This window comes from Agrobacterium sp. DSM 25558 (assembly GCF_900100825.1).
In the GTDB taxonomy this organism is placed as follows: Bacteria; Pseudomonadota; Alphaproteobacteria; order Rhizobiales; family Rhizobiaceae; genus Agrobacterium.
Genome location: NZ_FMUD01000001.1, coordinates 86,843 through 109,645 on the forward strand (window position 1 = coordinate 86,843; position 22,803 = coordinate 109,645).

At 56.6% G+C, this 22,803-nt stretch carries 25 protein-coding genes; 17 read left to right on the forward strand and 8 right to left on the reverse strand.

All coding sequences use genetic code 11. The features are described 5' to 3' along the window. The first annotated feature begins 177 nt into the window (after positions 1-177). The 3 genes from DSM25558_RS00420 (at position 178) to DSM25558_RS00430 (ending at position 4,066) form a co-directional block, all read left to right on the forward strand. Entirely contained in the window at positions 178-1,941 is a 1,764-nt protein-coding gene (locus DSM25558_RS00420; protein WP_077100733.1) for a peptidoglycan D,D-transpeptidase FtsI family protein, read from the forward strand. 202 nt (positions 1,942-2,143) lie between these two features. Then, positions 2,144-3,514 (forward strand): magnesium transporter, encoded by a 1,371-nt coding sequence (gene mgtE / locus DSM25558_RS00425; RefSeq protein ID WP_181951732.1) that lies wholly within the window; start codon positions 2,144-2,146, stop codon positions 3,512-3,514. 165 nt (positions 3,515-3,679) lie between these two features. Continuing rightward, complete coding sequence (locus DSM25558_RS00430) at positions 3,680-4,066, forward strand: MerR family transcriptional regulator (RefSeq protein ID WP_077100736.1); 387 nt, start codon at positions 3,680-3,682, stop codon at positions 4,064-4,066. Here the strand turns inward: DSM25558_RS00430 and DSM25558_RS00435 are convergent, their stop codons facing one another. After that, positions 4,067-5,038 carry an acetyltransferase domain-containing protein gene (locus tag DSM25558_RS00435; protein WP_077100738.1) on the reverse strand — a complete coding sequence of 324 codons (972 nt, stop codon included), beginning with the start codon at positions 5,036-5,038 and terminating at the stop codon, positions 4,067-4,069. A gap of 72 nt (positions 5,039-5,110) precedes the next feature. Beyond that, on the reverse strand, positions 5,111-5,797 hold the full coding sequence (locus DSM25558_RS00440) for a DUF599 domain-containing protein (protein ID WP_077100740.1): 687 nt from the start codon (positions 5,795-5,797) through the stop codon (positions 5,111-5,113). A 526-nt stretch (positions 5,798-6,323) separates the two neighbouring features. Between DSM25558_RS00440 and cobU the strand changes: the two genes are divergently transcribed. Then, positions 6,324-6,848 (forward strand): bifunctional adenosylcobinamide kinase/adenosylcobinamide-phosphate guanylyltransferase, encoded by a 525-nt coding sequence (cobU, locus tag DSM25558_RS00445; RefSeq protein ID WP_077101417.1) that lies wholly within the window; start codon positions 6,324-6,326, stop codon positions 6,846-6,848. Between the two features lie 64 nt (positions 6,849-6,912). Here cobU and DSM25558_RS00450 read toward each other — a convergent pair whose 3' ends face one another. Then, positions 6,913-7,314: an SRPBCC family protein gene (locus tag DSM25558_RS00450; protein WP_077101419.1), complete on the reverse strand. Its 402-nt coding sequence runs from the start codon at positions 7,312-7,314 to the stop codon at positions 6,913-6,915. Positions 7,315-7,486: 172 nt separating this feature from the next. Here DSM25558_RS00450 and gndA point away from each other — a divergent pair, with 172 nt between their 5' ends. The 11 genes from gndA to lipA all read left to right on the forward strand — a co-directional run bounded on the left by gndA (position 7,487) and on the right by lipA (position 17,495). Beyond that, positions 7,487-8,917, forward strand: a complete 1,431-nt coding sequence (gene gndA / locus DSM25558_RS00455; RefSeq protein ID WP_077100742.1) for an NADP-dependent phosphogluconate dehydrogenase — start codon at positions 7,487-7,489, stop codon at positions 8,915-8,917. A gap of 135 nt (positions 8,918-9,052) precedes the next feature. Continuing rightward, on the forward strand, positions 9,053-9,370 hold the full coding sequence (locus DSM25558_RS00460; RefSeq protein WP_077100744.1) for an FtsB family cell division protein: 318 nt from the start codon (positions 9,053-9,055) through the stop codon (positions 9,368-9,370). Between the two features lie 152 nt (positions 9,371-9,522). Continuing rightward, complete coding sequence (pdhA, locus tag DSM25558_RS00465; protein WP_077100746.1) at positions 9,523-10,569, forward strand: pyruvate dehydrogenase (acetyl-transferring) E1 component subunit alpha; 1,047 nt, start codon at positions 9,523-9,525, stop codon at positions 10,567-10,569. Positions 10,570-10,587: 18 nt separating this feature from the next. Further along, on the forward strand, positions 10,588-12,015 hold the full coding sequence (locus tag DSM25558_RS00470) for a pyruvate dehydrogenase complex E1 component subunit beta (protein WP_077100748.1): 1,428 nt from the start codon (positions 10,588-10,590) through the stop codon (positions 12,013-12,015). Positions 12,016-12,026: 11 nt separating this feature from the next. Continuing rightward, a complete protein-coding gene (locus DSM25558_RS00475) occupies positions 12,027-12,314 on the forward strand; it encodes a hypothetical protein (RefSeq protein ID WP_077100750.1) in 288 nt (95 codons plus the stop codon). Between the two features lie 2 nt (positions 12,315-12,316). Continuing rightward, complete coding sequence (locus tag DSM25558_RS00480; RefSeq protein ID WP_077100752.1) at positions 12,317-13,708, forward strand: pyruvate dehydrogenase complex dihydrolipoamide acetyltransferase; 1,392 nt, start codon at positions 12,317-12,319, stop codon at positions 13,706-13,708. A 59-nt stretch (positions 13,709-13,767) separates the two neighbouring features. Continuing rightward, on the forward strand, positions 13,768-14,412 hold the full coding sequence (locus DSM25558_RS00485; protein WP_077100754.1) for an SGNH/GDSL hydrolase family protein: 645 nt from the start codon (positions 13,768-13,770) through the stop codon (positions 14,410-14,412). Between the two features lie 61 nt (positions 14,413-14,473). Beyond that, positions 14,474-15,919: a dihydrolipoyl dehydrogenase gene (lpdA, locus tag DSM25558_RS00490; protein WP_077100756.1), complete on the forward strand. Its 1,446-nt coding sequence runs from the start codon at positions 14,474-14,476 to the stop codon at positions 15,917-15,919. A 55-nt stretch (positions 15,920-15,974) separates the two neighbouring features. Next, positions 15,975-16,229 (forward strand): GlsB/YeaQ/YmgE family stress response membrane protein, encoded by a 255-nt coding sequence (locus DSM25558_RS00495; protein WP_077100758.1) that lies wholly within the window; start codon positions 15,975-15,977, stop codon positions 16,227-16,229. A 15-nt stretch (positions 16,230-16,244) separates the two neighbouring features. After that, positions 16,245-16,493, forward strand: a complete 249-nt coding sequence (locus tag DSM25558_RS00500; RefSeq protein ID WP_042619429.1) for a GlsB/YeaQ/YmgE family stress response membrane protein — start codon at positions 16,245-16,247, stop codon at positions 16,491-16,493. Between the two features lie 30 nt (positions 16,494-16,523). Next, the gene (gene lipA / locus DSM25558_RS00505; RefSeq protein ID WP_077100760.1) at positions 16,524-17,495 is read left to right on the forward strand and encodes a lipoyl synthase; all 972 of its coding nucleotides are present in this window, start codon (positions 16,524-16,526) and stop codon (positions 17,493-17,495) included. 254 nt (positions 17,496-17,749) lie between these two features. Here the strand turns inward: lipA and DSM25558_RS00510 are convergent, their stop codons facing one another. The 3 genes from DSM25558_RS00510 to DSM25558_RS00520 form a co-directional block, all read right to left on the reverse strand. After that, positions 17,750-18,682: a DMT family transporter gene (locus DSM25558_RS00510; RefSeq protein ID WP_077100762.1), complete on the reverse strand. Its 933-nt coding sequence runs from the start codon at positions 18,680-18,682 to the stop codon at positions 17,750-17,752. A gap of 62 nt (positions 18,683-18,744) precedes the next feature. Then, positions 18,745-19,485: a helix-turn-helix transcriptional regulator gene (locus tag DSM25558_RS00515; RefSeq protein WP_077101421.1), complete on the reverse strand. Its 741-nt coding sequence runs from the start codon at positions 19,483-19,485 to the stop codon at positions 18,745-18,747. A 100-nt stretch (positions 19,486-19,585) separates the two neighbouring features. Further along, positions 19,586-19,768: a hypothetical protein gene (locus tag DSM25558_RS00520; protein WP_045230436.1), complete on the reverse strand. Its 183-nt coding sequence runs from the start codon at positions 19,766-19,768 to the stop codon at positions 19,586-19,588. A 121-nt stretch (positions 19,769-19,889) separates the two neighbouring features. Between DSM25558_RS00520 and DSM25558_RS00525 the strand changes: the two genes are divergently transcribed. Both DSM25558_RS00525 and DSM25558_RS00530 read left to right on the forward strand, forming a co-directional pair. Continuing rightward, positions 19,890-20,459, forward strand: coding sequence for a P-loop NTPase family protein (locus DSM25558_RS00525; protein WP_077100765.1), 570 nt, complete (start codon positions 19,890-19,892; stop codon positions 20,457-20,459). A 9-nt stretch (positions 20,460-20,468) separates the two neighbouring features. Beyond that, positions 20,469-20,918, forward strand: a complete 450-nt coding sequence (locus DSM25558_RS00530) for a type II toxin-antitoxin system RatA family toxin (RefSeq protein ID WP_077100767.1) — start codon at positions 20,469-20,471, stop codon at positions 20,916-20,918. On the opposite strand, the gene DSM25558_RS00535 is transcribed toward DSM25558_RS00530, so the two are convergent. Both DSM25558_RS00535 and DSM25558_RS00540 read right to left on the reverse strand, forming a co-directional pair. Next, positions 20,906-21,409, reverse strand: coding sequence for a CinA family protein (locus DSM25558_RS00535; RefSeq protein WP_077100769.1), 504 nt, complete (start codon positions 21,407-21,409; stop codon positions 20,906-20,908). The genes DSM25558_RS00530 and DSM25558_RS00535 overlap by 13 nt on opposite strands. Next, positions 21,406-22,593 (reverse strand): bifunctional 2-C-methyl-D-erythritol 4-phosphate cytidylyltransferase/2-C-methyl-D-erythritol 2,4-cyclodiphosphate synthase, encoded by a 1,188-nt coding sequence (locus DSM25558_RS00540; protein WP_077101423.1) that lies wholly within the window; start codon positions 22,591-22,593, stop codon positions 21,406-21,408. Before DSM25558_RS00540 ends, DSM25558_RS00535 begins: the two co-directional genes overlap by 4 nt. Positions 22,594-22,803: the final 210 nt, after the last annotated feature.

Consider the following 22,803-nt stretch of genomic DNA (forward strand, 5'->3'; position numbering starts at 1 on the left):
ACCTTGCCAGTTCAAACACTGCTGCACAAAGCACGGGGTTAATCTTTTGTTTACGGATTATTTGCAACTTTAAATACATCACGCGTCTTGGTTTTAGCGCGAAAAAATACTGCATATATTTTTATTAATCGACGGCTGAACAGTCGAGTTCTACCGTCCTGACTTGGATCGTTCGGAATGACACTGATGTCATTTGCAGTGCGGCTGCGAAGCCGTGCGCATTTTTCCCTGAAACAAAAACATGCCAGAAGCGGGCACATTATCGCCACGTCTGGCTTGCGCCGGCGTCGGTCACGCCATCGTCTTGGAATGATGATGGTCGCTTTCATGGCGATGTACGTCACCGTTGCTATACGGCTGGTCCACTATGGGTTGAAGGAACCGGAGTTGACACAGACGATTGGCAACAATCGCCCCGTCCTGGCATCGCGACCCGATATTCTCGACCGAAATGGCGAAGTTCTGGCGACAGATCTGGAGATGATGTCTCTTTATGCCGAGCCCCGACGTATCGTCGATGCGGATGAGGCTGTGGAAAAGTTGAATACCGTCATAGCGGGCCTCGACTGGGCCGAGACCCATAAACGTCTGCGGTCCGATTCCGGTTTCCAATGGTTGAAACGACAGATCACGCCACGCCAGCAGGCCGCCATTCTGGAACTCGGAATACCCGGCATCGGCTTTCGGCCTGAAAAGCGGCGCTTCTATCCCGGTGGGCCGACGGCGTCCCACATCGTGGGGCATGTGAATGTCGATAATCAGGGCCTTGCAGGCATGGAGCGATATCTCGACCAGCAAGGTTTCACCGCCCTTCGAGACGCAGGAATGACCGCTGATGTGCCGCTGGAACCGGTGCGCCTCTCCATTGATCTAAGGGTGCAAAACATTGTGCGCGATGCGATATCCAGGGCGATGCGCGACTATCAGGCCGAAGCGGCCGGAGCTGTGGTTCTGGATGTCACGACCGGTGAGATTCTGGCAATGGCATCCGTTCCGGATTACGACCCCAATGAACCATCCCGAACCTTGCCCGATGGCAGAATTGACAAGGAATACGAGAAGGGCTGGTTCAACCGTATGAGCAATGCGACGTTTGAGATGGGCTCGACGTTCAAGAGTTTCACGCTTGCCATGGGGCTGGACGCGGGCAAGATCACGCTCAGTTCCGTTGTCGACGCATCGCAACCCATTCGCATGGGCGGCTTCACGATCAAGGATTTTCGCGGACAGAACCGTCCGCTGACCATTCCAGAAGTGTTCCAGTATTCCTCCAATATCGGCACAGCGGCGGTGGCTGATAAGGTGGGCGTTGAAGGCCATCAGGCATTCCTGACCAAGCTCGGACTGCTGTCGAAAATGGATACGGAAATGCCGGGAGTGGCAACGCCCACGCAGCCCCGCAACTGGCGCAAGATCAACTCCGTGACCATCTCCTTCGGGCATGGCGTCGCGACGACGCCGTTGCAGACGGCTGTAGCTGCGGCAGCGTTGATGAACGGCGGCTATCTGATCTCTCCAACGTTTATTCCGCGCACCCCTGAAGCAACGAAAGTGTTTGCAAAGCAGGTCATACAAACGAAGACCAGTGCGGATATGCGTTACCTCTTCAACTGGAATGGGCAGAACGGTTCGGGCCGCTCAGCGCAGGTGGCTGGTTTCAATGTCGGTGGAAAAACCGGAACGGCTGATAAGGTCATCAATGGGCGATACGCCAAGGACATGAACTTCAACGCATTTCTGGCCAGCTTTCCCATGGACAAACCGCAATATGTGGTTTTATCGATCATCGATGCGCCGCTGACAGGAGAAAAAGGCGGTCGGCAAGCGGCCTTCACGGCAGCCCCGATCGTACGGGAAATCATTGCTAGGGCAGGGGCGATGCTGGGCGTTCGCCCCCGGTTCGGACCGCCTGAGAAGCCGCAACTCATCATCGACTATTGAGGCGTTTCGGCAACGAAGATGCTCGTTCCATCCTAATTCTTTTGCAACTTCTTTTATCCTATCCTGTTGTTGACATTGTGCTTTTAAAAGCCATTCTCCTGCGTTTTCGCGAAGCAGGGCACTCAGCCGGAAAAAGGGGCGCAAGTTGACACAAGCCGACGATGATCATCGCGCACCTGACCATGTCAAAAGACCGGAAGTGATGGCCGACATCTATGCCGAGGACGGTTCGATCCGTTCCGACTTTCTGGCGATGGTGGGCGCGAGCATCGCGGATCGCGATGTGCTGTTCCTGCGCGAAAACGTTGCCCGCTTGCACGAATCCGAACTCGGTGACCTGCTCGAATCGATCCTGCCCGAACAGCGCCACGCGATGGTGCGCCTGCTGGGTTCCGACTTCGACATGACTGCGTTGACCGAGGTGGACGAAGCCATCCGCCTCGACATCGTTGATCAGATGCCGAACGATCAGATCGCCGCCGGTATCGGCGAGATGGATTCGGACGACGCCGTCTACATTCTTGAAGACATGGATCGCGAAGACCGCGAAGACATTCTTGCGCAGATGCCGTTTACGGAGCGCGTGCGACTGCTGCGCGCCCTGGATTATCCGGAAAGCTCCGCCGGTCGCCGTATGCAGACCGAGTTCGTCGCGGTGCCGCCATTCTGGACCGTCGGCCAGACAATCGATTACATGCGCGAAGAAGAGGAGTTGCCGGAATCTTTCTCGCAAATCTTCGTCATCGATCCGACATTCAAGCTGGTCGGCGCACTGGATCTCGACCGCCTGCTACGCTCCAAGCGGCAGGTGAAGATCGAAACGATCATGCACGAGACGAACCATCCCATCGCTGCCGAGATGGACCAGGAAGAGGCGGCACAACTTTTCGAGCAATATGACCTTTTGTCGGCCGCCGTGGTGGATGATAACGGCCGGCTGGTCGGTGTTCTCACCATCGATGACGTGGTGGACGTCATGCAGGAAGAGGCGGAGGAGGATCTGCTACGCCTCGGTGGTGTCGGCGACGAAGAGCTATCCGACTCGATTGCGGTCACCTCACGGTCACGTGTGCCTTGGCTGGCGGTCAATCTGATCACGGCATTCATGGCCGCTTCCGTCATCGGCCTGTTTGACGCAACGATCGAGCAGATCGTGGCACTGGCTGTTCTGATGCCGATTGTTGCCGGGATGGGCGGCAACGCAGGCTCCCAGACCATGACCGTGTCGGTGCGCGCGCTCGCAACGAAAAACCTTGATATTCACAACGCCGCCCGCATCATTCGACGCGAAGCAGGTGTCGGGCTGCTGAACGGTGCGCTGTTTGGCTGCGCAATCGGCATCATAGCCGGTCTGTGGTTTCAGGATGTCAATCTGGGCGGCATCATCGCAACGGCAATGCTGATCAACATGTTTGCAGCCGCCATCGCTGGCATCATCATTCCGTTGTTGCTGGATAAATACGGCGCAGACCCCGCCGTCTCCTCCGCTGTCTTCGTGACCGCTGTTACCGACATCGTCGGTTTCTTTTCGTTTCTCGGTCTCGCAACGTGGTGGTTCGGCGTTCCGATCTGATCGCTTGAAAATTGACTTTTACGTTAAGGTCAATCATATTGCTTTTCATGAAGATTTGGGTGTGAAGCGTCAGCCGCTTCGTCATTCTATCTTGTTGTTCGAGCAACGGATATTCCGAAAACTGTCTGTCTGTTTCGGTCCGATGCTCCAGAATCGGATGAAGCCTTGAATAAATATTACAGCATTACGGAATTGACGCGCGAATTCGGGGTTTCCACCCGTACCCTTCGTTTTTATGAGGACGAAGGCCTGATTCACCCTGAGCGCCGTGGCCGCACGAGGCTTTTCCGTACGGCTGACCGTCGGCTTATTCAGGAAATATTGCGCGGCCGTCGTATCGGCTTCACCATCGCTGAAATTCGCGAGATCATCCAGGTCTACAAGGAGCCGCCCGGCGAGTCGGGGCAGCTTGAACTTATGATGAAGAAGGTTGACGAGAAGCGTGCCGATCTGCGCCAGAAGCGCAAGGACATCGAGGAAACTCTTTTAGAACTCGATAATGTCGAAGAAGCCTGTCTGACGCGCCTCGCCGAAATCGGCGTCGGCACGTAATCACCTCTGAATCTCTGCTGAACATTGCGAAGCGATCTCGCCGATCTTGGTCTGCTGGTCAGGCAGCAACGCATTCGCCATCATCGGGTCGAACAAGTTTTCGGACTGGAGCTTTTCCAGCGTGCATCCACAGAAGACCTGGCACAGCTCCAACCCGTTTTGCTGCTGCATGCAACTCGCTTCGCAGCTTTTCTTGTAAGCTTCGACCTGATCGATAGGTGGCGGTGGCACTATGAGTGAGGCAAGATAAACGATGCCGATCAGCACAGGCTGGTGAATGATATAAAACAGCAGGCTGTGACGGCCGAACAGAGCAAGGATGTTCCGTTTCGCGCTCGGCTTTCTGAAGCGATCCAGCCAGCCGCGCGGCGTGACGACTTGCGAAACCGCCAGCCCGAGAAGAAATGGTGCGAGAAACGGTAGGATCGGTACGTAATCGTTGGAGCGCGGCGGCACGGTAGACAGGCCAATCCATGACAACCAGATGGGGTTGAAGGCATCCGAGCTCAGATAGATTGGTGCCAGCAGAGCAGCTGCGGCGCATAGCAATGTGATGACGGCGGGAAGCCGCAGGAAGAGCAGCCCGATGAGGCTTGCGGCGGCGATGTTGTGCAGAATTCCAAAGAATATCCAGCCGTCGGGTACCGCAAAGAAGGTTGCGACGGAGATCAGAAGAGCGGCACCCGCCACCATCGCGAAGCGCTTGCCGAACGATGGCCAGTAAACGCCACGCCGGTGCGCCAAATACAGGCTGAAGCCCGCAAGAAACAGGAATGAGCTGGCAATTCCCCGCGCATAGAGCCGCCACCACCCTTGCGTTGCCGTGCCGGGATCGAGATAGGCGAACATCTCCAGATCCCAGGTGAAATGATAGCTGGCCATGGCGATGAGCGCGATGCCACGGAGTGTATCCAGCGCACCGATACGGCCTTTGCCCTGTGTTGCCGTTGCGTTTGCCGGGGCGTCACTCATTCATCCGTCCTTTACAACGGTTACAGTCTGGTGCCAGCGCTTCGCCTGCGAAGTGCGGCAATTTCATGGCAATCAGAAATCGTCCATGATGGCGCGCCGCGCTTCGGAGAAGAACTGCCGTCGTAGCAGCGCCACCGTAATGATGACCGTCGATGCCATGAAGACGTAAGGGCTGATGAACCAGCCGAGATAACCGATGGACAGGAAGATGGTTCTAAGGCCGTCGTTGAAATTTTTGGCGGCAATGATGTTCATGCGAATAACGGTTTCCGCCGCATGTTCCGCCGCTTCCCGGTTGGCATTTGCCTCGTGCAGCATCGGCATCCCACCAAAAAGAATGGTGCAATAGTTGAACAGGCGATAAGACCAACCGAACTTGAAGAAGGCGTAGCCGAACAGGCAGGTGAGCCCGATGACCTTGATCTCGAATGCGGTGCGGCCTCCATATTGCACGAACGGCATATCGCGAAAGACCGATTCCACCCGGTCTGTCGCGCCCAGAAGCGCAAAACACCCGCCAATGGCAAGGATGGAGGTGGAGGCGAAGAAGGCGGTTCCATTTTGCAGCCCGGCCATGATCTGGGTGTCGATCATTTTCAAATCACGTGTCAGCGAGTTGTATATCCACTTGCGGCGCCGCTCAGCCATGGCTTGGTTGAGGCTGGTGCGTGAGAAGGGCGTCGTTGCCGTCGTAACGTAGGTATAGGATGTCCAAAGCACGACGAAAACGACGAGAGCTACATAATCGATGATCGTCATAATGGCTGTCTCACCCTTGTCCTGTCTGTTCCGAATCTCCCCGCCCAATATTGATGCGATTTGGATGCATGGCAATTGGCTGAAAAAATCGGTTGTAGGCCGTTTTAATTGTAGATGCTAACCATCCGGTAATACTCTGCCTCTATGACTTTCTGTGCACGCCGGATTGAAGTTTTGCGTACCGGTGTTGCCTTTGCCTTTTATGTTCTGGAAGGCGTTCAATACCGCGTATGCGCTTGGGTGCATCGCGGTTTTTGCTTTTGGTAATTTGACAAGAGCACTCCATAGACCTATTTTCATCAAGACGATCCGGCGCTTTTGTATCGGGTAACTTTACCGACATGTCCGCATTCAGTGGGCGGGTAACCGAACTCCGATACACTATCGCGACAGCATGGCATGATTGACCGGGAGAACGCCTCCATATCTACGAATCGTTCTCTTTTCATGCAGATCGCTTCAAGGCTTGCGAGACCAATCGCAAAGGCTGCCGGATCGTCTCTCATAACATTCTATGGTCATTCTCATGTCTGACGCATCACGCGCGGTACTCGTGCTGGGCGGCGCAAGATCTGGCAAGTCGGTCTTCGCCGAAAATTTGGTTCTATCGACTGAGGGAGCCGCGCATTATATTGCAACCGGCCGCGCCTGGGACGACGAGATGAAAGACCGCATTTCTCATCACCGCGAGCGGCGAGGGGATGTCTGGTCAACACATGAAGAGCCGCTGGCTCTCACCGATATGTTGCATCGGTTGGACCAGCCAGGCAGCATCGTTCTTGTCGATTGCCTGACGCTTTGGGTCACGAACCTGATGATGGAAGAGGGGCGTGATGTCGAATCCGCCTTTGCTCCTTTGGTTGAGCATGCTGCAACTGCGCGGGCGAAGATCGTTTTCGTTTCCAACGAGGTTGGGCTTGGCATCGTGCCTGAAAATCGTATGGCGCGGCAGTTTAGAGACCATGCGGGACGGTTGCACCAGCAGATCGCGGCGGTGGCGCGGGAGGTGTATTTTATTGCAGCGGGCTTGCCCTTGAAGATGAAGGGGTAGGTTGGCAACTTTGCCTGATGCGGTCTCCCATCATCCTGTATGCGATGCGAAATCCATCGGTAGCTTATGCTCTCTCCAATATCTCTTTCAGCGTCTTCAAATCCGCCAGCACCGCCGCTGCATCACGGTCGAAGTCCGCATCGCTCATGCCTGGAAGCTGCATCAGCGTAAATGCGACCTCAGCTCCGTCGCCATTGGGTGTGACGCGCAAGGCATTATAGACTTCCAGCCCATCCGGCAGAACAACGACGTGGTCGATAACACCGAAATCGTTCCGCTCTGCAAACCTGACGCTGATAGCACCGAGGCCTCCTGACGCGATCCAGTCATCACCGTCTTGCGTCAATCCACTCGCAAGACCTGCGGCCCATTCCGGCATTCGTGATGGATCGGCTGCATAGGCATAAACCTCTTTCCACGGACGTGTGATCGAGAGGTGAACGATGCGCGACGTCATGGTGATCATTGTGGCCTCCTTATTGTACGTGCCTGCGCGGACGATGGCGACAGGTCGCATGCGCTCGTCGCAAAGTTGATTTGCGTCATCAAAATATAATCGTTTCAGTTCGCGCTAGCCTTGCCGTTTTCATATTAGAGTGCCACAACATCGCCGTTAAAAGCAATTTGGAGATACATCCGTGGAACAGGCAGAAATCGGTTTGATCGGTCTTGGCGTAATGGGGTCCAACCTCGCGCTCAACATCGCAGAAAAAGGCAACAAGATTGCTGTTTTCAACCGAACCCCGGAAGTCACGAAGAAATTCTATGCCGATGCAGGCGAATTGCAGGGCCAGATCATTCCCTGCGAAACCATCGAGGAATTCATCGCAGCCATCCGCCCGCCGCGCCCGATCATCATCATGATCAAGGCTGGCGATCCCGTCGATCAGCAGATGGAAATCCTCAAGCCCCATCTCGAAAACGGCGACATCATGATCGATGCCGGCAATGCGAATTTCCGCGATACGATCCGCCGCTTCGACACGCTCAAGGATACCGACCTGACCTTTATCGGCATGGGCGTTTCCGGCGGTGAAGAAGGCGCGCGTCACGGCCCGTCCATCATGGTCGGCGGCACGGAAGAGAGCTGGAAGCGCGTTGAGAAGGTTCTGACCTCCATCTCCGCGAAGTACGACAACGACCCATGCGTTGCTTGGCTGGGCAATGATGGCGCAGGCCACTTCGTCAAAACCATCCACAACGGCATCGAATATGCCGACATGCAGATGATCGCCGAAATCTACGGCATTCTGCGTGATGGCCTGAAGCTGAGCGCTGCGGAAATCGCTGATGTGTTCGGTGAATGGAACAAGGGTCGCCTGAACTCCTACCTCATCGAAATCACCGAAAAGGTTCTGCGCGCCGCAGACCCGATCACCGGCAAGCCGATGGTCGATCTCATTCTGGACAAGGCTGGCCAGAAGGGTACCGGCAAGTGGTCCGTCATCGAAGCGCAGAATATGGGCGTTGCCGCCACAGCCATCGAAGCTGCCGTTGCCGCGCGCATTCTGTCTTCGCAGAAGGCTGAGCGCGAATCTGCCGAAGCCATTCTCGGCCTGCCAAAGGTGCTTCCTGCACCCGCCGATAAAAAGGCTTTCATCGACGATCTGGAAAACGCGCTTCTCGCCGCAAAGATCGGTGCCTATGCGCAGGGCTTTGCCGTGATGGCAGCGGCCTCCAAAGAGTTCGGCTGGGACCTGCCGATGCCGACCATTGCCCGCATCTGGCGCGCTGGCTGCATCATCCGTTCGCAGTTCCTAGATGAAATCACATCTGCCTTTACAAAGGACCCGCATGTTGCGAACCTGATCGTCACGCCTGCTTTCTCGCAGATGGTGAAAGATACCGACGCTCCGCTTCGCAATGTCGTGTCGCACGCCGTTCTCTCGGGCCTGCCGGTTCCGGCTCTGGCTTCCGCACTCGGCTACTTCGATGCCTATCGTCGCGCGCGTGGCAGTGCCAACCTCATTCAGGCACAACGCGATTTCTTCGGCGCGCATGGTTTTGAGCGCACCGATGGCGTGGACAAGCCGCACGGCCCATGGGGCAGCGGCCTCGACAGCTTCTAAGGTTGAAACTGAAAGGCCCGCGTCATGCGGGCCTTTTTTTGTGCGTTGCGGTCGCGGGCGCGTTAAGGTCAACGGATGGTTAAACAAATGCGGCTATGGTGATGCCAGTAACGCGTTTGAAGGCTGTTTCAGAGTATGTGGACCAAGCATCACAAGAAAAGACGTTTTGGCCGTCTGGTCGTCCCGGCCATCACGGTCGCCTTTCTTTCCTATTTCGGTTATCATTCCATCCACGGCGACTTCGGGCTTCAGGCAACTGAGCGGCTGGAGCGCCAGCGAATTGCCCGAACTGCTGACCTCGCGAAGCTGACAAAGACACGTGTCGCGCTGGAGCGGCAGGTGGAATTGATGAGTGATGGCTCGCTCGAGCGCGACATGATCGATGAAATCTCGCGTTATCAGCTCAATATGTCGCGTGCAGACGAAATCGTCATCATGAACACATATTTCTGATTAATCTAATTTCAGTTAATCGACTTTTTTAATTTATTCACAGCGACTTAGGGCGAATATGAGCCATGCGTTTATGGCATTGCTGCTTCGCATTTTCTTGCATATGGTGCAGCCCGATCCAAGCATTCTAATGGCAACTCAGGGAGGGATGTATGGCACCGCGAAAAACCGCGACCGTATCCGGCCGCAAGACCACGGCAAAAACAGCCGCCAAGGAATTTACCGGCAAGAACACGCCGGACTTTGGTAAAGACGAAGAGCTGCACGCGTATCGCGAGATGTTGCTGATCCGTCGATTCGAGGAGAAGGCCGGCCAGCTTTACGGCATGGGCTTTATCGGCGGTTTCTGTCATCTCTACATCGGACAGGAAGCTGTCGTTGTCGGCATGAACATGTCGCAGAAGGAAGGCGATCAGGTCATTACCGCTTACCGTGACCACGGCCACATGCTGGCTGCTGGCATGAGCGCGCGCGGCGTTATGGCCGAGTTGACCGGACGTAGCGGCGGCTTGTCCAAGGGCAAAGGCGGCTCCATGCACATGTTCTCCAAGGAAAAGCATTTCTACGGCGGACACGGCATCGTCGGCGCGCAGGTTTCTCTCGGAACCGGTCTTGCCTTCGCCAACAAATATCGCGGCAATGACAGCGTATCCATCGCTTATTTCGGTGATGGCGCGGCCAACCAGGGCCAGGTCTACGAGAGCTTCAACATGGCGGCTCTGTGGAAACTTCCCATCATCTACATTGTCGAAAACAACCATTATGCCATGGGTACGTCCACGGCACGCGCTACGGCGCAGTCCAACTACTCACTGCGCGGTTCCGGTTTCGGCATCCCCGGCATGCAGGTGGATGGCATGGATGTCCGCGCTGTCAAGGCTGCGGCGGACGAAGCGCTCGAGCATTGCCGTTCCGGCAAGGGCCCGATCATTCTGGAAATGCTGACCTATCGTTATCGTGGTCACTCCATGTCCGACCCGGCGAAATACCGTTCCAAAGACGAAGTGCAGAAAATGCGCGCGGAACATGACCCAATCGAGCAGGTGAAGGCACGACTCATTGAACAGGGTTGGGCCACTGAGGACGAACTCAAGGCAATCGACAAGGATGTCCGTGACGTCGTTGCCGATAGCGCGGAGTTTGCTCAGAACGATCCGGAGCCGGATGTATCCGAGCTCTACACCGACATTCTGCTCTGATTTGGGAAGGGAGATAACATGCCTATAGAAATTCTCATGCCCGCCCTTTCCCCAACCATGGAGGAAGGCACGCTTTCCAAGTGGCTGAAGAAAGAGGGCGACAAGGTTGTTGCTGGCGACGCGATTGCCGAAATCGAAACCGATAAGGCGACGATGGAAGTCGAAGCCGTGGACGAAGGCACGATCGGCAAGCTGCTGATCGAAGCCGGCACCGAAGGCGTCAAGGTCAACACCGCCATTGCCGTGCTGCTTCAGGACGGCGAAAGCGCTGACGATCTGTCCGCTTCTTCCGCACCTAAGAAAGAAGAGCCGAAGGCAGACGCTGCCAATTCCGGATCGGACGCTGCTGGCGGCAAGACCCGTGAAGCCAGCGAAGAGCCTTCCGCTGCCAAGGAAGCTGCAAAGGTTCCAGCCGCACCGAAGATCGAAGTTGCTGCTGACCCGGATATTCCAGAAGGCACCGAGTTCGTGACGCAGACGGTGCGCGAAGCGCTTCGTGATGCGATGGCAGAAGAAATGCGCTCTGACGAAAACGTCTTCGTCATGGGCGAAGAAGTTGCCGAATATCAGGGCGCCTACAAGATTACGCAGGGCCTGTTGCAGGAATTCGGTGCCAAGCGCGTTATCGATACGCCAATCACCGAACACGGCTTTGCTGGTATCGGCGTCGGTGCGGCGATGACGGGTCTGCGTCCCATCGTCGAGTTCATGACGTTCAACTTCGCCATGCAGGCAATCGACCAGATCGTCAACTCTGCTGCCAAGACACTTTATATGTCTGGTGGTCAGATGGGCGCACCTATGGTGTTCCGTGGTCCATCGGGCGCCGCTGCCCGCGTTGGCGCACAGCACTCGCAGTGTTACGCCGCATGGTACAGCCATATTCCGGGCCTCAAGGTCATCATGCCGTACACGGCTGCTGACGCCAAGGGTCTGCTCAAGGCCGCGATCCGCGATCCGAACCCGGTCGTCTTCCTTGAAAACGAAATTCTGTACGGCCAGAGCTTCGAAGTGCCGAAGATGGATGATTTCGTGCTGCCAATAGGCAAGGCACGCATCCACCGCAAGGGCAAGGACGCGACCATCGTGTCCTTCGGTATCGGCATGACTTACGCAATCAAGGCCATTGCCGAGCTCGAGAAGGAAGGCATCGATGTCGAACTGATCGACCTGCGCACCATCCGTCCGATGGACCTGCCGACGGTGATCGAATCGGTCAAGAAGACGGGTCGTCTGGTGACCGTGGAAGAAGGCTTCCCGCAGTCATCGGTCGGTGACTTCATTTCCAACAGCGTTCAGCGCGCCGCATTCGATTATCTCGATGCGCCGATCCTGACGATTGCTGGCAAGGACGTACCGATGCCTTATGCTGCGAACCTCGAAAAGCTGGCTTTGCCGAACGTCGACGAAGTCATTCAGGCCGTTAAAACCGTCTGCTACAAGTGAAGGAGGAAAGTGTGAGTAAAATCAAACAAATCCTCCCAGCGACAGAAAACTGGTACCGGGTTTTAGGGTCTAAAGATGCGCCGCAGTTCGAGCGCGTGATCTTTTGGGCTATTGTCAATGACGGTGAAGGTGATGTCGTAGTCGGTGTTCCGCGTGAGAATATTGGCGTTATCGGTGCCGTTAGCGAATGGCTTAGCGATGTTGCTGGATATATCGAAATTGAGCCGTCGCAGGTCAGTTGGTTAGCGGAACATCCTGAAGAGTTGGAACAATATAATCTCGTTTGGGGGGAGGGCTAGTCATGCCTATCAACATCACAATGCCTGCCCTTTCGCCAACGATGGAAGAGGGAAATCTCACCAAGTGGCTCGTCAAGGAAGGCGATAAGGTTGGTCCCGGCGATGTGATTGCCGAGATCGAGACCGACAAGGCGACCATGGAAGTGGAAGCCGTGGATGAGGGCATCGTTGCCAAGCTGGTCGTTCCAGCTGGTTCCGAGGCCGTCAAGGTCAATGCCGTGATCGCGATCCTCGCTGCCGAAGGCGAAGACGTGGCGGAAGCTGCCAAGGGCGGCGATGCCGCACCTGCAAAGGCTGAGGCCAAGGCCGAAGCTCCGAAGCAGGAAGCCGCAAAGGCTGAGGCACCGAAGGAAGAAAAGACGGAGGCTGCTCCCGCCAAGGCCGAAAAGCCGGTTGCAGATCAGGGTCCGGCACCTTCTACGCCTGCACCTGTCTCCAAGGATGGTGAGCGCATCTTCGCGTCGCCACTCGCTCGTCGTCTGGCAAAGGAAGCAGGTCTTGATCTTTCCGCCGTGTCCGGCTCAGGCCCGCATGGTCGTATCGTCAAGACTGACGTCGAGAAGGCAGCTGCTTCCGGCGGTGCCAAGGCCGCTCCGGCTGCTGCTCAGTCCGCTGGTGCTTCTGCTCCGGCCCCTGCCAAGGGTCCTTCGGACGAAAACGTCCTCAAGCTGTTTGCGGAAGGATCTTACGAGCTTCTGCCGCATGACGGCATGCGCAAGACGATTGCGTCGCGTTTGACGGAATCGACGCAGACGGTGCCTTCCTACACGGTCTCGATGGAATGCGAACTCGATGCGATGCTGAAGCTGCGCGCCGAGATCAATGCATCCGCACCGGTGAAGAAGACGGAAAAGGGCGAGGTTCCAGCCTTCAAGCTTTCCGTCAACGACTTCATCATCAAGGCTATGGCGCTTGCACTGCGTGATGTTCCGATGGCCAATGCCTCCTGGACGTCGACGGCCCGTGTTCTGCACAAGCACGCCGATGTCGGCGTTGCCGTGTCGATCCCGGATGGTCTGATCACGCCAATCGTGCGCAATGCCGAGACGAAGACGCTGTCTGCAATCTCCAACGAGGTCAAGGATCTCGCCAAGCGCGCCCGTGACAAGAAGCTGAAGCCGGAAGAATACCAGGGCGGCACCACATCGGTGTCCAACCTCGGCATGTTCGGCGTCTCCTCCTTCACCTCGATCGTCAACCTGCCGCAGGCATCCATCGTGTCGATCGGCGCTGGCGTCGAGAAGCCGGTCGTGCGTGGCGGCAAGATCGAAGTGGGCACGGTCATGACCGCAACCTTCGCCTTCGACCACCGCGTCATCGATGGCGCGCTCGGTGCAGAACTCGCATCTGCCTTCAAGCGCTACATCGAAAACCCGATGGGCATGCTGGTGTAAAAAATGCGGAGCCGAAAGCCGGATAACGGTTTTCGGCTCGCTCCATCAAGGGGGTGGACATGACGAAAACCGTTCTTTGCTATGGCGACAGTCTGACATGGGGTTTCGACGCCGAAAATCTTGGGCGTCATGCCTTTGAAGACCGCTGGCCGAGCGTTTTGCAAAAGGCGCTGGGAACGGATGTGAATGTCATTGCCGAGGGGCTGAACGGCAGAACCACGGCTTACGACGATCATCTGGCTGATTGCGACCGCAATGGCGCACGCATCTTGCCGACGCTGCTGCACAGTCACGCCCCACTCGATCTCGTCATCATCATGCTGGGCACGAATGATCTGAAACGCGGTATCGGTAGCGGCAACGCTGTGGGTGCGGTGAAGGGTGTGGAGCGGCTTATCAATCTGGTGCGCAGCCACGTCTGGTCGTTCGATGACGAGCAGCCGGAAATTCTGATCGTGTCTGCACCGCATATCTGCGAAACGGGCAATGAGACGTTCGCGGCCATGTATGTCGGCGCCATCGAGCAGTCGCAGATGATGGGCTCGCTTTATCGCGATCTGGCTGATGACAAGGGTTGCGGCTTTTTCGACGCCGCCTCCGTTGCGGTGACGACACCGGTTGATGGCGTTCATCTGGATGCTGAAAACACACGTGCGATTGGTCGCGGGCTGGAGCCTGTGGTGCGCATGATGCTGGGACTTTGAAGATAATCGTTTGACGGAGCGGCGCGAAGTCGCCGTCAAAAAGATAAAGGCAGGAAATAGAATGGCTCAATCCTACGACGTCATCGTCATTGGCTCCGGTCCGGGCGGCTACATCGCCGCGATCCGCGCTGCGCAGCTCGGGCTGAAGGTCGCTTGCGTCGAGCGCGAACATCTCGCTGGCATCTGCTCGAACTGGGGCTGTATCCCGACCAAGGCGCTTCTGCGAACAGCCGACGTGATGCACACGGCCACCCACGCGAAGGATTACGGTCTGACGCTGGAAGGCTCGATCAAGCCGGATGTGAAGGCCATCGTTGCGCGTTCGCGTGGCATTGCGGCGCGCATGAACAATGGCGTCGGCTTCCTGTTCAAGAAGAATAAGGTCGATATCATCTGGGGAGAAGCCAAGATCACCAAGCCGGGCGAAATCGTCGTCGGCAAGTCCACCAAGCCCGTCGTGCAGCCGCAAGGTCCCGTACCGAAGAACACGCTGGGCGAGGGCACCTATACGGCCAAGCACATCATCGTCGCCACCGGTGCACGTCCGCGCGCGCTGCCAGGCATCGAGCCAGATGGCAAGCTGATCTGGACCTATTTCGAGGCCATGAAGCCGGAAGAACTGCCGAAGTCGCTGCTCGTTATGGGTTCGGGTGCCATCGGCATCGAATTCGCAAGCTTCTATCGCACGATGGGCGTTGACGTGACCGTGGTCGAAATCATGAGCCAGGTCATGCCGGTCGAAGACGCGGAAATTTCCGCCTTCGCCAGGAAGCAGTTCGAAAAGCAGGGCATCAAGATCCATCTGGAAGCCAAGGTTGCCAAGGTCGAAAAGGGTGCCAACTCGGTCACCGCCACGATCGAGAAGAAGGATGGTTCTTCCGAGAAGATCACTGCGGATCGCATGATCTCCGCCGTTGGCGTTCAGGCCAATATCGAGAATATCGGCCTTGAGGCCGCCGGCGTAAAGACCGACCGCGGCTTCATCGTCATCGATGGTTACGGCAAGACCAACGTGCCGGGCATCTATGCCATCGGCGACGTTGCCGGTGGTCCGCTGCTCGCCCATAAGGCCGAGCATGAAGCTGTCGTCTGCGTCGAGAAGATCGCCGGTCTGCCGAATGTTCATGCGACGGACAAAAGCAAGATTCCGGGCTGCACCTATTGCAATCCGCAGGTTGCCTCTGTCGGCCTGACGGAAGCCAAGGCCAAGGAACAGGGCCGCGACATCCGCGTCGGCCGGTTCTCCTTCGCCGCCAACGGCAAGGCCGTGGCGCTGGGTGAAGATCAGGGCATGGTGAAGACTATTTTCGACAAGAAGACCGGCGAGCTGATCGGCGCGCATATGGTGGGTGCGGAAGTGACCGAACTCATTCAGGGCTTCGTCGTTGCCATGAACCTGGAAACGACCGAAGAAGAGCTGATGCACACGATCTTCCCGCATCCGACACTGTCGGAATCGATGAAGGAAAGTGTGCTGGACGCCTATGGGCGTGCGCTCAACGCTTGATAAATGCCTTGGTCACTCCCTATCTCTAAGGGAGTGATGTTTAAGGAGATCAATAATGTCGATTGTCACGGAAGCCTGGGTTGTTTTTCTGCTGATCGGCCTCGTTGCCGGTTTTCTTGCAAGCCTCGTCGTTGGCGGTGGTGGCTTGATCGGGTGCCTGTTGAGCGGTGTGATCGGCGCATTCGTCGGCGGTTATCTGTTCAACGCACTCGGCATATCGCTGGGCATTGAAAACGCACTGGTGGTGCAGATCATTCATGCGACGGTGGGTGCCATCATCGTGACGCTCATCGCAAGACTGATCGCCTGACGGAAGGGATGACGGATGGAAAGTGTAGGCTGGATAGCGGCAATCATCATCGGCGGTTTGGCTGGCTGGCTTGCGGGCAAGCTCATGGATATGCGCTTCGGCATCTTCATGAACATCGTGCTAGGCATTGTTGGCTCGGTCGTGGCGGTCGCCGTGCTGCGCACATTCGACGTGTTCGTGCAGGACAGCAGGCTCGGATATTTCGTCACATCTTTCTTGGGCGCAAGCCTTCTGTTATTCCTCGCCAAGCTGGTCAGGCGTTAAACCGTTCAAAGCGGTAGAAGCAGGTTTCTAATGGTCACTATTCTCGACAGGACAGCATTGGACGAAAAGCGCATCCGCCACCCGGAAAAGGCGCATCGTCCCGACACCGAAGTCATGCGCAAGCCGGAATGGATTCGCGTCAAAGCGCCAACCTCCAAAGGCTATCACGAGACGCGCGAACTGGTGCGCAGCCACAAGCTGGTGACGGTATGTGAAGAGGCTGGCTGTCCAAATATTGGCGAATGCTGGGAAAAGAAGCACGCGACCTTCATGATCATGGGTGAAATCTGCACCCGCGCCTGCGCATTCTGCAACGTCTCGACCGGCAAGCCGAACGCGCTCGATATGTTCGAGCCCGAAAATGTCGCCAAGGCCGTCAAGCAGATGGGCCTGTCCCACGTCGTCATCACCTCTGTGGACCGTGACGATCTGGCCGATGGTGGTGCTGAACATTTCGAAAAGGTGATCTGGGCCATCCGCGCATCGTCGCCCAACACGACCATCGAAATCCTGACGCCAGACTTTTTGAAGAAGCCCGGTGCGCTGGAACGCGTCGTGGCCGCCAAGCCCGACGTCTTCAACCACAATATGGAAACCGTGCCTGGCAACTACCTGACCGTTCGTCCCGGTGCCCGTTACTTCCACTCCGTGCGCCTGTTGCAGCGCGTGAAGGAACTGGACCCAACCATGTTCACCAAGTCAGGCATCATGGTTGGCTTGGGTGAAGAGCGCAACGAAGTGCTTCAGCTTATGGACGACCTGCGCACTGCAGACGTCGACTTCCTGACCATCGGCCAGTACCTCCAGCCGACCCGCAAGCACCACAAGGTCGAAGCCTATGTGACGCCGGAAGAGTTCAAGTCCTACGAGACGATTGCCTACACAAAGGGCTTCCTGATGGTCTCGTCCAGCCCGCTGACGCGCTCGTCGCATCATGCGGGCGATGACTTCGAGCGGTTGCGTGCCAACCGGGAGAAGAAGCTGCTGGCTGCGGCTGAGTGAGCACTAGTCGCTCGAAGGTGCTATGCTGGCAGTCTTTTGAGAGTTATGGGGTCTTGAGCACAACGGAGCAACCCTCATCCTGAGGTGCCCCAAAGGGGCCTCGAAGGACGTGGGTTGCGGGCAGAAAGGTCGAATTCTTGGCCTGGATGCTTCGAGGCTTTGGCCTGCGGCCAAAGCACCTCAGCATGAGGGGGAGTATGCCGCGCGCTCCCAGAAGAAGATGATTGTCGGCAACTCACTGGCCTATCACAATATCACCCATGCACCTTCACTGGCCGATGCGCCTGCATGCACAACAGCACACTGACTACAACAGACACAATCGCCGCGCTCTCGATCAGCGTCGGCCCACGCTGTTCCCACACAAATCCGTAGAGCAACGCAAATAGCGTTTCGAACAGGATCATTTGCCCCACCATGGTTAGCGGCAGCAGGCGGCTCATGCGGTTCCACAGTGCGTTGCCGAGGATGGAGGCGGAGATGCCGAGGCCGATGGCGACGGATGTGAACTGCAGCCAGTCCGAACCACTGTGAACATCCGCGGTGAAGCCGAAGGCGGGGATGGCGAGTAGTAGGGCGAGAGCGCCGGTCACGACGCCCGTCATCAGGTTCCACTCGTCGGCGCTGACATCGTGCAGGCGCGTCAGCCAGCGGGCATTGCCGACAGCAAAGGCTGTCCAGGAAGCGAGCGCGCCGAGAGCGCAGGCGAGGCCGATGAGCCGCGTCAGGTCGAACCCGTCTTGGCCCTGCGATAGCGACTGCCAGGAAACGCCGAATATGCCGATTGCCCCGAAGAGCAGCGACGGCCAAAGTCGTTTCAGCGACACCGCTCCATGGTCGCGGCTGCCGATGATGGTGACGGCCACGGGCAGGAAGCCGATGATGATAGACGTAAAGGCGACGCCGCTGAGCTGCACGGCTGTCGAGATCAGGACATAATAGACAATATTGCCGATGAGGCTCAGCCAACCGAGCGCGATCCATTCCGCCTTGCCGAAGCGTGCCGCGACACGGCGAATTTTAGGGCCGATCAGGATCAGCGCGAAGACGCCGTAGGTCAGGTACCGCGCGGTTGAAAGCTGCAAGGGCGTGAAGCCGTCAGGAATCAGCTTCGGAGCCAGAAAAATCCCGCCCCAGAGTGCGCCCGCCAGCATGCCGTAAAATACGCCCAGTCCGGTCTTGTTCATGTGATGTCCATTCGTTGCCCGGCGCTATCTGCCACGGCGGCGATGGGCTGTCTTGACATAAACTACTGCGGCCGACCTGAACATTCGCGGCGGTAAGCGGCGGGTGTCGTGCCTTTGGCGCGTTTCATGGCGCGGGTGAGGGCGGTCTGATCGGAAAAGCCGGCTTTATCGGCAATCTCCGCAATCGGTAAAGGAGAGTTGGCAAGAAGCGCACATATCTTTTTCATGCGGATATCAGCGAGCCAGCTGTGTGGCGTCTTATCGAACTGTTCGCGGAAAATGGCATGCAGGCGGCTGACGCTGATATCGGCATGGTTTGCCATGCGCTCCAGGCTCCATGGCATCAAGGGCTCAATCTCAACGAGCGCTTTCATAACGGAAAGTCTGGAAACGACATCTGGATTTTCGTCTGCAAGGCTCGCGATCAGGATTGGCACCCATGCTTCGCACGCTTTTGCGTTTTTTTCACCGGCCTGCGTCAGGCTGCGCATATAGTGCGTGAGCCTAGTCGTTCGTGGGTTGAGATCGATAAAGGGTTTCGAAGAGAACTTGTCGAGGATTTGCCCACCCAACATTCGCTCGTCCAAATCCACCACCAGCGAGCGGTTCAGTCCGGCACTTTTCTGGGTATGGGAAGTGTTTTTGTGAACGAGTACGCCTTTTAAAGGCGATAATCTCTCCTGAAGCCCGCAGACATCGATTTCGAGCTGTCCGGCAACGGGAAGAACGATTTGCACGAAGGCGTGACGTTCGTTGGGGGTCTCATCACGATAGGACCGCAGATCGACAGACACGGTTTGCATGCGATCATCCTCCTTGTCCCCAAAAACGAAATATGGCCGCGTCGCGGCCACTCATTATCTTGATGATCTCATGTCAGAAGGCAAGCCGCCAGCCACTATCTCAGGCTTCGGCTTCCTGCTTTACGGTCGATTCGCCACGCTTGCGCTTGCGTAGAACCGGCTTGTTCTCCCGCGCCTCACACTTGGCGACATCGATAAGATAGGCCAGCATGGGCATGCTGTTCATCGAAGCAAGCTGTTTTGCGGATTCCAGAAGGTTGATGATGTTGGCAAAGTCGTCCATCGTATCACTCGGCTGTTCGGTTGCATCCCAAGGCTGCAATCACTATTGCAGTTAAATAGCGCCGAGCCCCGCTTGGTTGCAATAGTCAATTTCTGCAAACTGCTATGCAAGGGTGTAGAGGATGAATGTCATCGACGATATTGGGCAGGCCGCATCTCTGGTCTCCAAAGCATCTCGTATCATGGTCGTCGGTTCTTCAGGCGGTGGGAAAACAACGCTATCACGAGGAATCGCCCAAAGGTTCGGCCTCACGCATATTTCTATGGACAAAGAATTCTTCTGGTTGCCCGACTGGGTGGCGAGAGAACGCGGGGAGCAACGTCAGATGATTGCAGCCGCGGTCCAGCATGATAGTTGGATCATGGATGGCAGCAACCCGTCGAGCTTCGATTTGCGGCTTCCAAGAACAGACCTCGTTATATGGGTGCGTATATCGCGGATTGTCTGCGTTTGGAGTGTCTTTAAAAGAGTGGCGAAGAGCTATGGCCAGACCAGGCCGGACATGGCACCGGGTTGTGCGGAGCAATGGCCGGACAAGGAATTCCTCAGCTACATCTGGAACTTCGAGAAGCGGCACGCGCCGGTATTCCTGCGTAATTTCGAACTTTACGGACCGCAAGTGCCAATATTTCAGGTGAAATCCAGAGCGCAGGCGCGTCAGCTTCTTGATCTTGTTCGCGCCGCGCATTAACTGCGCCTCATGCCACAATTTGAAACGCGCCGCCCCGTCAAACATTCTCCCGAACGGATGTATAATCTCGTTGCCGATGTGGAGAAGTATCCCGAATTTCTGCCGCTTTGCGATGGCTTGACCGTTCGTTCCAGAAAAGAACGGGAGACCAAGACCCTGCTGGTGGCGGATATGACCGTGGGTTACAAGGCCATTCGCGAAACCTTCACGACTCAGGTTCTGCTGAAACCAGAGGAATCGGCCATTGATGTGAAGTATCTGGATGGGCCGTTCAAATATCTCGACAATCGCTGGCGTTTTGAGCCCACCGAAGACGGTGGCTGCTCGGTTTATTTCTTCATCGATTACGAGTTCAAAAGCCGCCTTCTGGGCGCGCTTATGGGCTCCATGTTTGACCGTGCCTTCCGCATGTTTGCCGAGGCCTTCGAGGCGCGTGCGGACAAGATTTATACGGATTGAGACAACTCGATCAGCATCTCCAATGCAGTCTTGACCGTCGCCAGCCGAACCTGATCGCGTCCAATATCGCCATACCGCATTTCATGGTGAAGCACGTGCCCGTCGCGCCGTTTCGCCGCAAGATGCACAAGACCGACAGGTTTGCCAGCTGAGCCGCCGCCCGGTCCTGCAATTCCCGTAACCGCCACGGACAGATTCGCCCGCGACCTGAAAAGCGCGCCGTGTGCCATTTGCAGCGCTGTCTCTTTGGAAACGGCACCGAAGGTTTCCAGCGTTGCCGTTGTGACGCCCAACATGTCCATCTTGGCATCATTGGTATATGTCACGAAGCCACGGTCCACCACGGCAGACGACCCTGAAATCTCCGTCAGCGCACCCGCGATCAGCCCACCGGTACAGCTTTCCGCTGTCGAAAGCATATGTCCCCGGTCGGTGAAGTCCCGCACGATTTTCAGCGCCAGTACCTCTATATCCGGTGGAAATATGCTCATGCGGGTCTCCGCTGGTAGACGACGGTTGCGGTGGCGATAGCCGCAATGCCCTCACGGCGCCCGACGAAACCGATGGTTTCGTTGGTGGTTGCCTTCACCGAGCAGCGGTCGAGCGAGATGTCTAGAATATCCGCGAGATTTTCGCGCATGGCCTGACGGTGCGGCCCAACGCGTGGCGCCTCGGCAATCAGCGAAATGTCCGCGTTCATGATCGTGCCGCCATTGCCACGAACTACCTTTGCTGCATGTTCGAGAAAGATACGCGATGCGGCACCCTTCCATTGCGGATCGGAAGGCGGGAAATGATCGCCAATGTCACCGGCACCGCAGGTGGCCAGCAGCGCATCGGTCAAAGCGTGCAGCGCGACATCCGCGTCAGAGTGGCCCAGCAGCGTCTGATCATGCGGAATGAAGATGCCGCAAAGCGTCACGCCATCGCCTGCTACCAGTTGGTGGACGTCGTAACCATTGCCGGTTCGCACATCTGGCAAACTGGCAGAAAGCTTTTCATCGGCCATGGTGATATCCCGTTTCAAAGTCAGTTTTACGTTGTCGACAAGGCCGTCCACCAGCATGACCGGGGTGCCCGCCCACTCTGAAATCGCGGCGTCATCCGTGAAATCCGTGCGATCGGAGGATGCCGCTGCCCTATGGGCTGCCAGAATGGATGCGTAATCGAAGGACTGCGGCGTCTGTGCTGCGTAAAGATCGCTTCTCGACACCGTTTCACTGACGAAACCTTCCTTGCCGCGCTTCAGCGTATCGGTAACGGCAATAGCGGGAAGAACGGCTTTCGCGCCTGCCGACAACGCATCGGCAATACGCTGCAACAGGTCAACGTCGATGAAGGGCCTCACGCCATCGTGGATCATCACATGCGTAATGTCTCGGCTTTGTAGTGCTTCCAACCCTGCTAGAACGGATTGTTGACGAGTCGCGCCCCCGATAACCGAGGTAATCCGATCCTCTGCATTGAGACGCCCAAGGATAGGTTCGAATAGGGCGTGATCATCAGCGTGGATGACAACGACGATGGGCGCGTCCTTCCGCCAGTCCAGGAATTTCTCAAGCGTATGCTCGATCACCGGCCTGCCACCGATAGGACGGTATTGTTTGGGGCCTTCTTCCGGTGAGCCTGCGCGCTCTCCGCGCCCTGCCGCAACAATGACGATACCGATTTTCATATTCAGTTCCTGCATTGAACCTATGCCGTTTGTGCATCTCTTCAAAGGTTTACAGCGTTGCTCTATCGTTTTAGAAAACGAATGGCCAGCGGCAAAGGGTCTGTCGACGTTACGATGCCGCCTTTGAGGCTTGCCATCCGTTACAAACAAGAAATCATAAAAAACAAGCGAACATGTCAGTGAAAGTGCTTGGCAAGTGCGCAAACGCTG

Coding starts and splice junctions, on each gene's coding strand:
- DSM25558_RS00420 (WP_077100733.1), top strand. CDS start 178: ATGACACTGATGTCATTTGCAGTGCGGCTGCGAAGCCGTGCGCATTTT.
- mgtE (WP_181951732.1), top strand. CDS start 2,144: ATGGCCGACATCTATGCCGAGGACGGTTCGATCCGTTCCGACTTTCTG.
- DSM25558_RS00435 (WP_077100738.1), bottom strand. CDS start 5,038: ATGAGTGACGCCCCGGCAAACGCAACGGCAACACAGGGCAAAGGCCGT.
- DSM25558_RS00440 (WP_077100740.1), bottom strand. CDS start 5,797: ATGACGATCATCGATTATGTAGCTCTCGTCGTTTTCGTCGTGCTTTGG.
- cobU (WP_077101417.1), top strand. CDS start 6,324: ATGTCTGACGCATCACGCGCGGTACTCGTGCTGGGCGGCGCAAGATCT.
- DSM25558_RS00450 (WP_077101419.1), bottom strand. CDS start 7,314: ATGATCACCATGACGTCGCGCATCGTTCACCTCTCGATCACACGTCCG.
- DSM25558_RS00460 (WP_077100744.1), top strand. CDS start 9,053: ATGTGGACCAAGCATCACAAGAAAAGACGTTTTGGCCGTCTGGTCGTC.
- pdhA (WP_077100746.1), top strand. CDS start 9,523: ATGGCACCGCGAAAAACCGCGACCGTATCCGGCCGCAAGACCACGGCA.
- DSM25558_RS00470 (WP_077100748.1), top strand. CDS start 10,588: ATGCCTATAGAAATTCTCATGCCCGCCCTTTCCCCAACCATGGAGGAA.
- DSM25558_RS00480 (WP_077100752.1), top strand. CDS start 12,317: ATGCCTATCAACATCACAATGCCTGCCCTTTCGCCAACGATGGAAGAG.
- DSM25558_RS00485 (WP_077100754.1), top strand. CDS start 13,768: ATGACGAAAACCGTTCTTTGCTATGGCGACAGTCTGACATGGGGTTTC.
- lpdA (WP_077100756.1), top strand. CDS start 14,474: ATGGCTCAATCCTACGACGTCATCGTCATTGGCTCCGGTCCGGGCGGC.
- DSM25558_RS00495 (WP_077100758.1), top strand. CDS start 15,975: ATGTCGATTGTCACGGAAGCCTGGGTTGTTTTTCTGCTGATCGGCCTC.
- DSM25558_RS00500 (WP_042619429.1), top strand. CDS start 16,245: ATGGAAAGTGTAGGCTGGATAGCGGCAATCATCATCGGCGGTTTGGCT.
- lipA (WP_077100760.1), top strand. CDS start 16,524: ATGGTCACTATTCTCGACAGGACAGCATTGGACGAAAAGCGCATCCGC.
- DSM25558_RS00510 (WP_077100762.1), bottom strand. CDS start 18,682: ATGAACAAGACCGGACTGGGCGTATTTTACGGCATGCTGGCGGGCGCA.
- DSM25558_RS00515 (WP_077101421.1), bottom strand. CDS start 19,485: ATGCAAACCGTGTCTGTCGATCTGCGGTCCTATCGTGATGAGACCCCC.
- DSM25558_RS00520 (WP_045230436.1), bottom strand. CDS start 19,768: ATGGACGACTTTGCCAACATCATCAACCTTCTGGAATCCGCAAAACAG.
- DSM25558_RS00525 (WP_077100765.1), top strand. CDS start 19,890: ATGAATGTCATCGACGATATTGGGCAGGCCGCATCTCTGGTCTCCAAA.
- DSM25558_RS00530 (WP_077100767.1), top strand. CDS start 20,469: ATGCCACAATTTGAAACGCGCCGCCCCGTCAAACATTCTCCCGAACGG.
- DSM25558_RS00535 (WP_077100769.1), bottom strand. CDS start 21,409: ATGAGCATATTTCCACCGGATATAGAGGTACTGGCGCTGAAAATCGTG.
- DSM25558_RS00540 (WP_077101423.1), bottom strand. CDS start 22,593: ATGAAAATCGGTATCGTCATTGTTGCGGCAGGGCGCGGAGAGCGCGCA.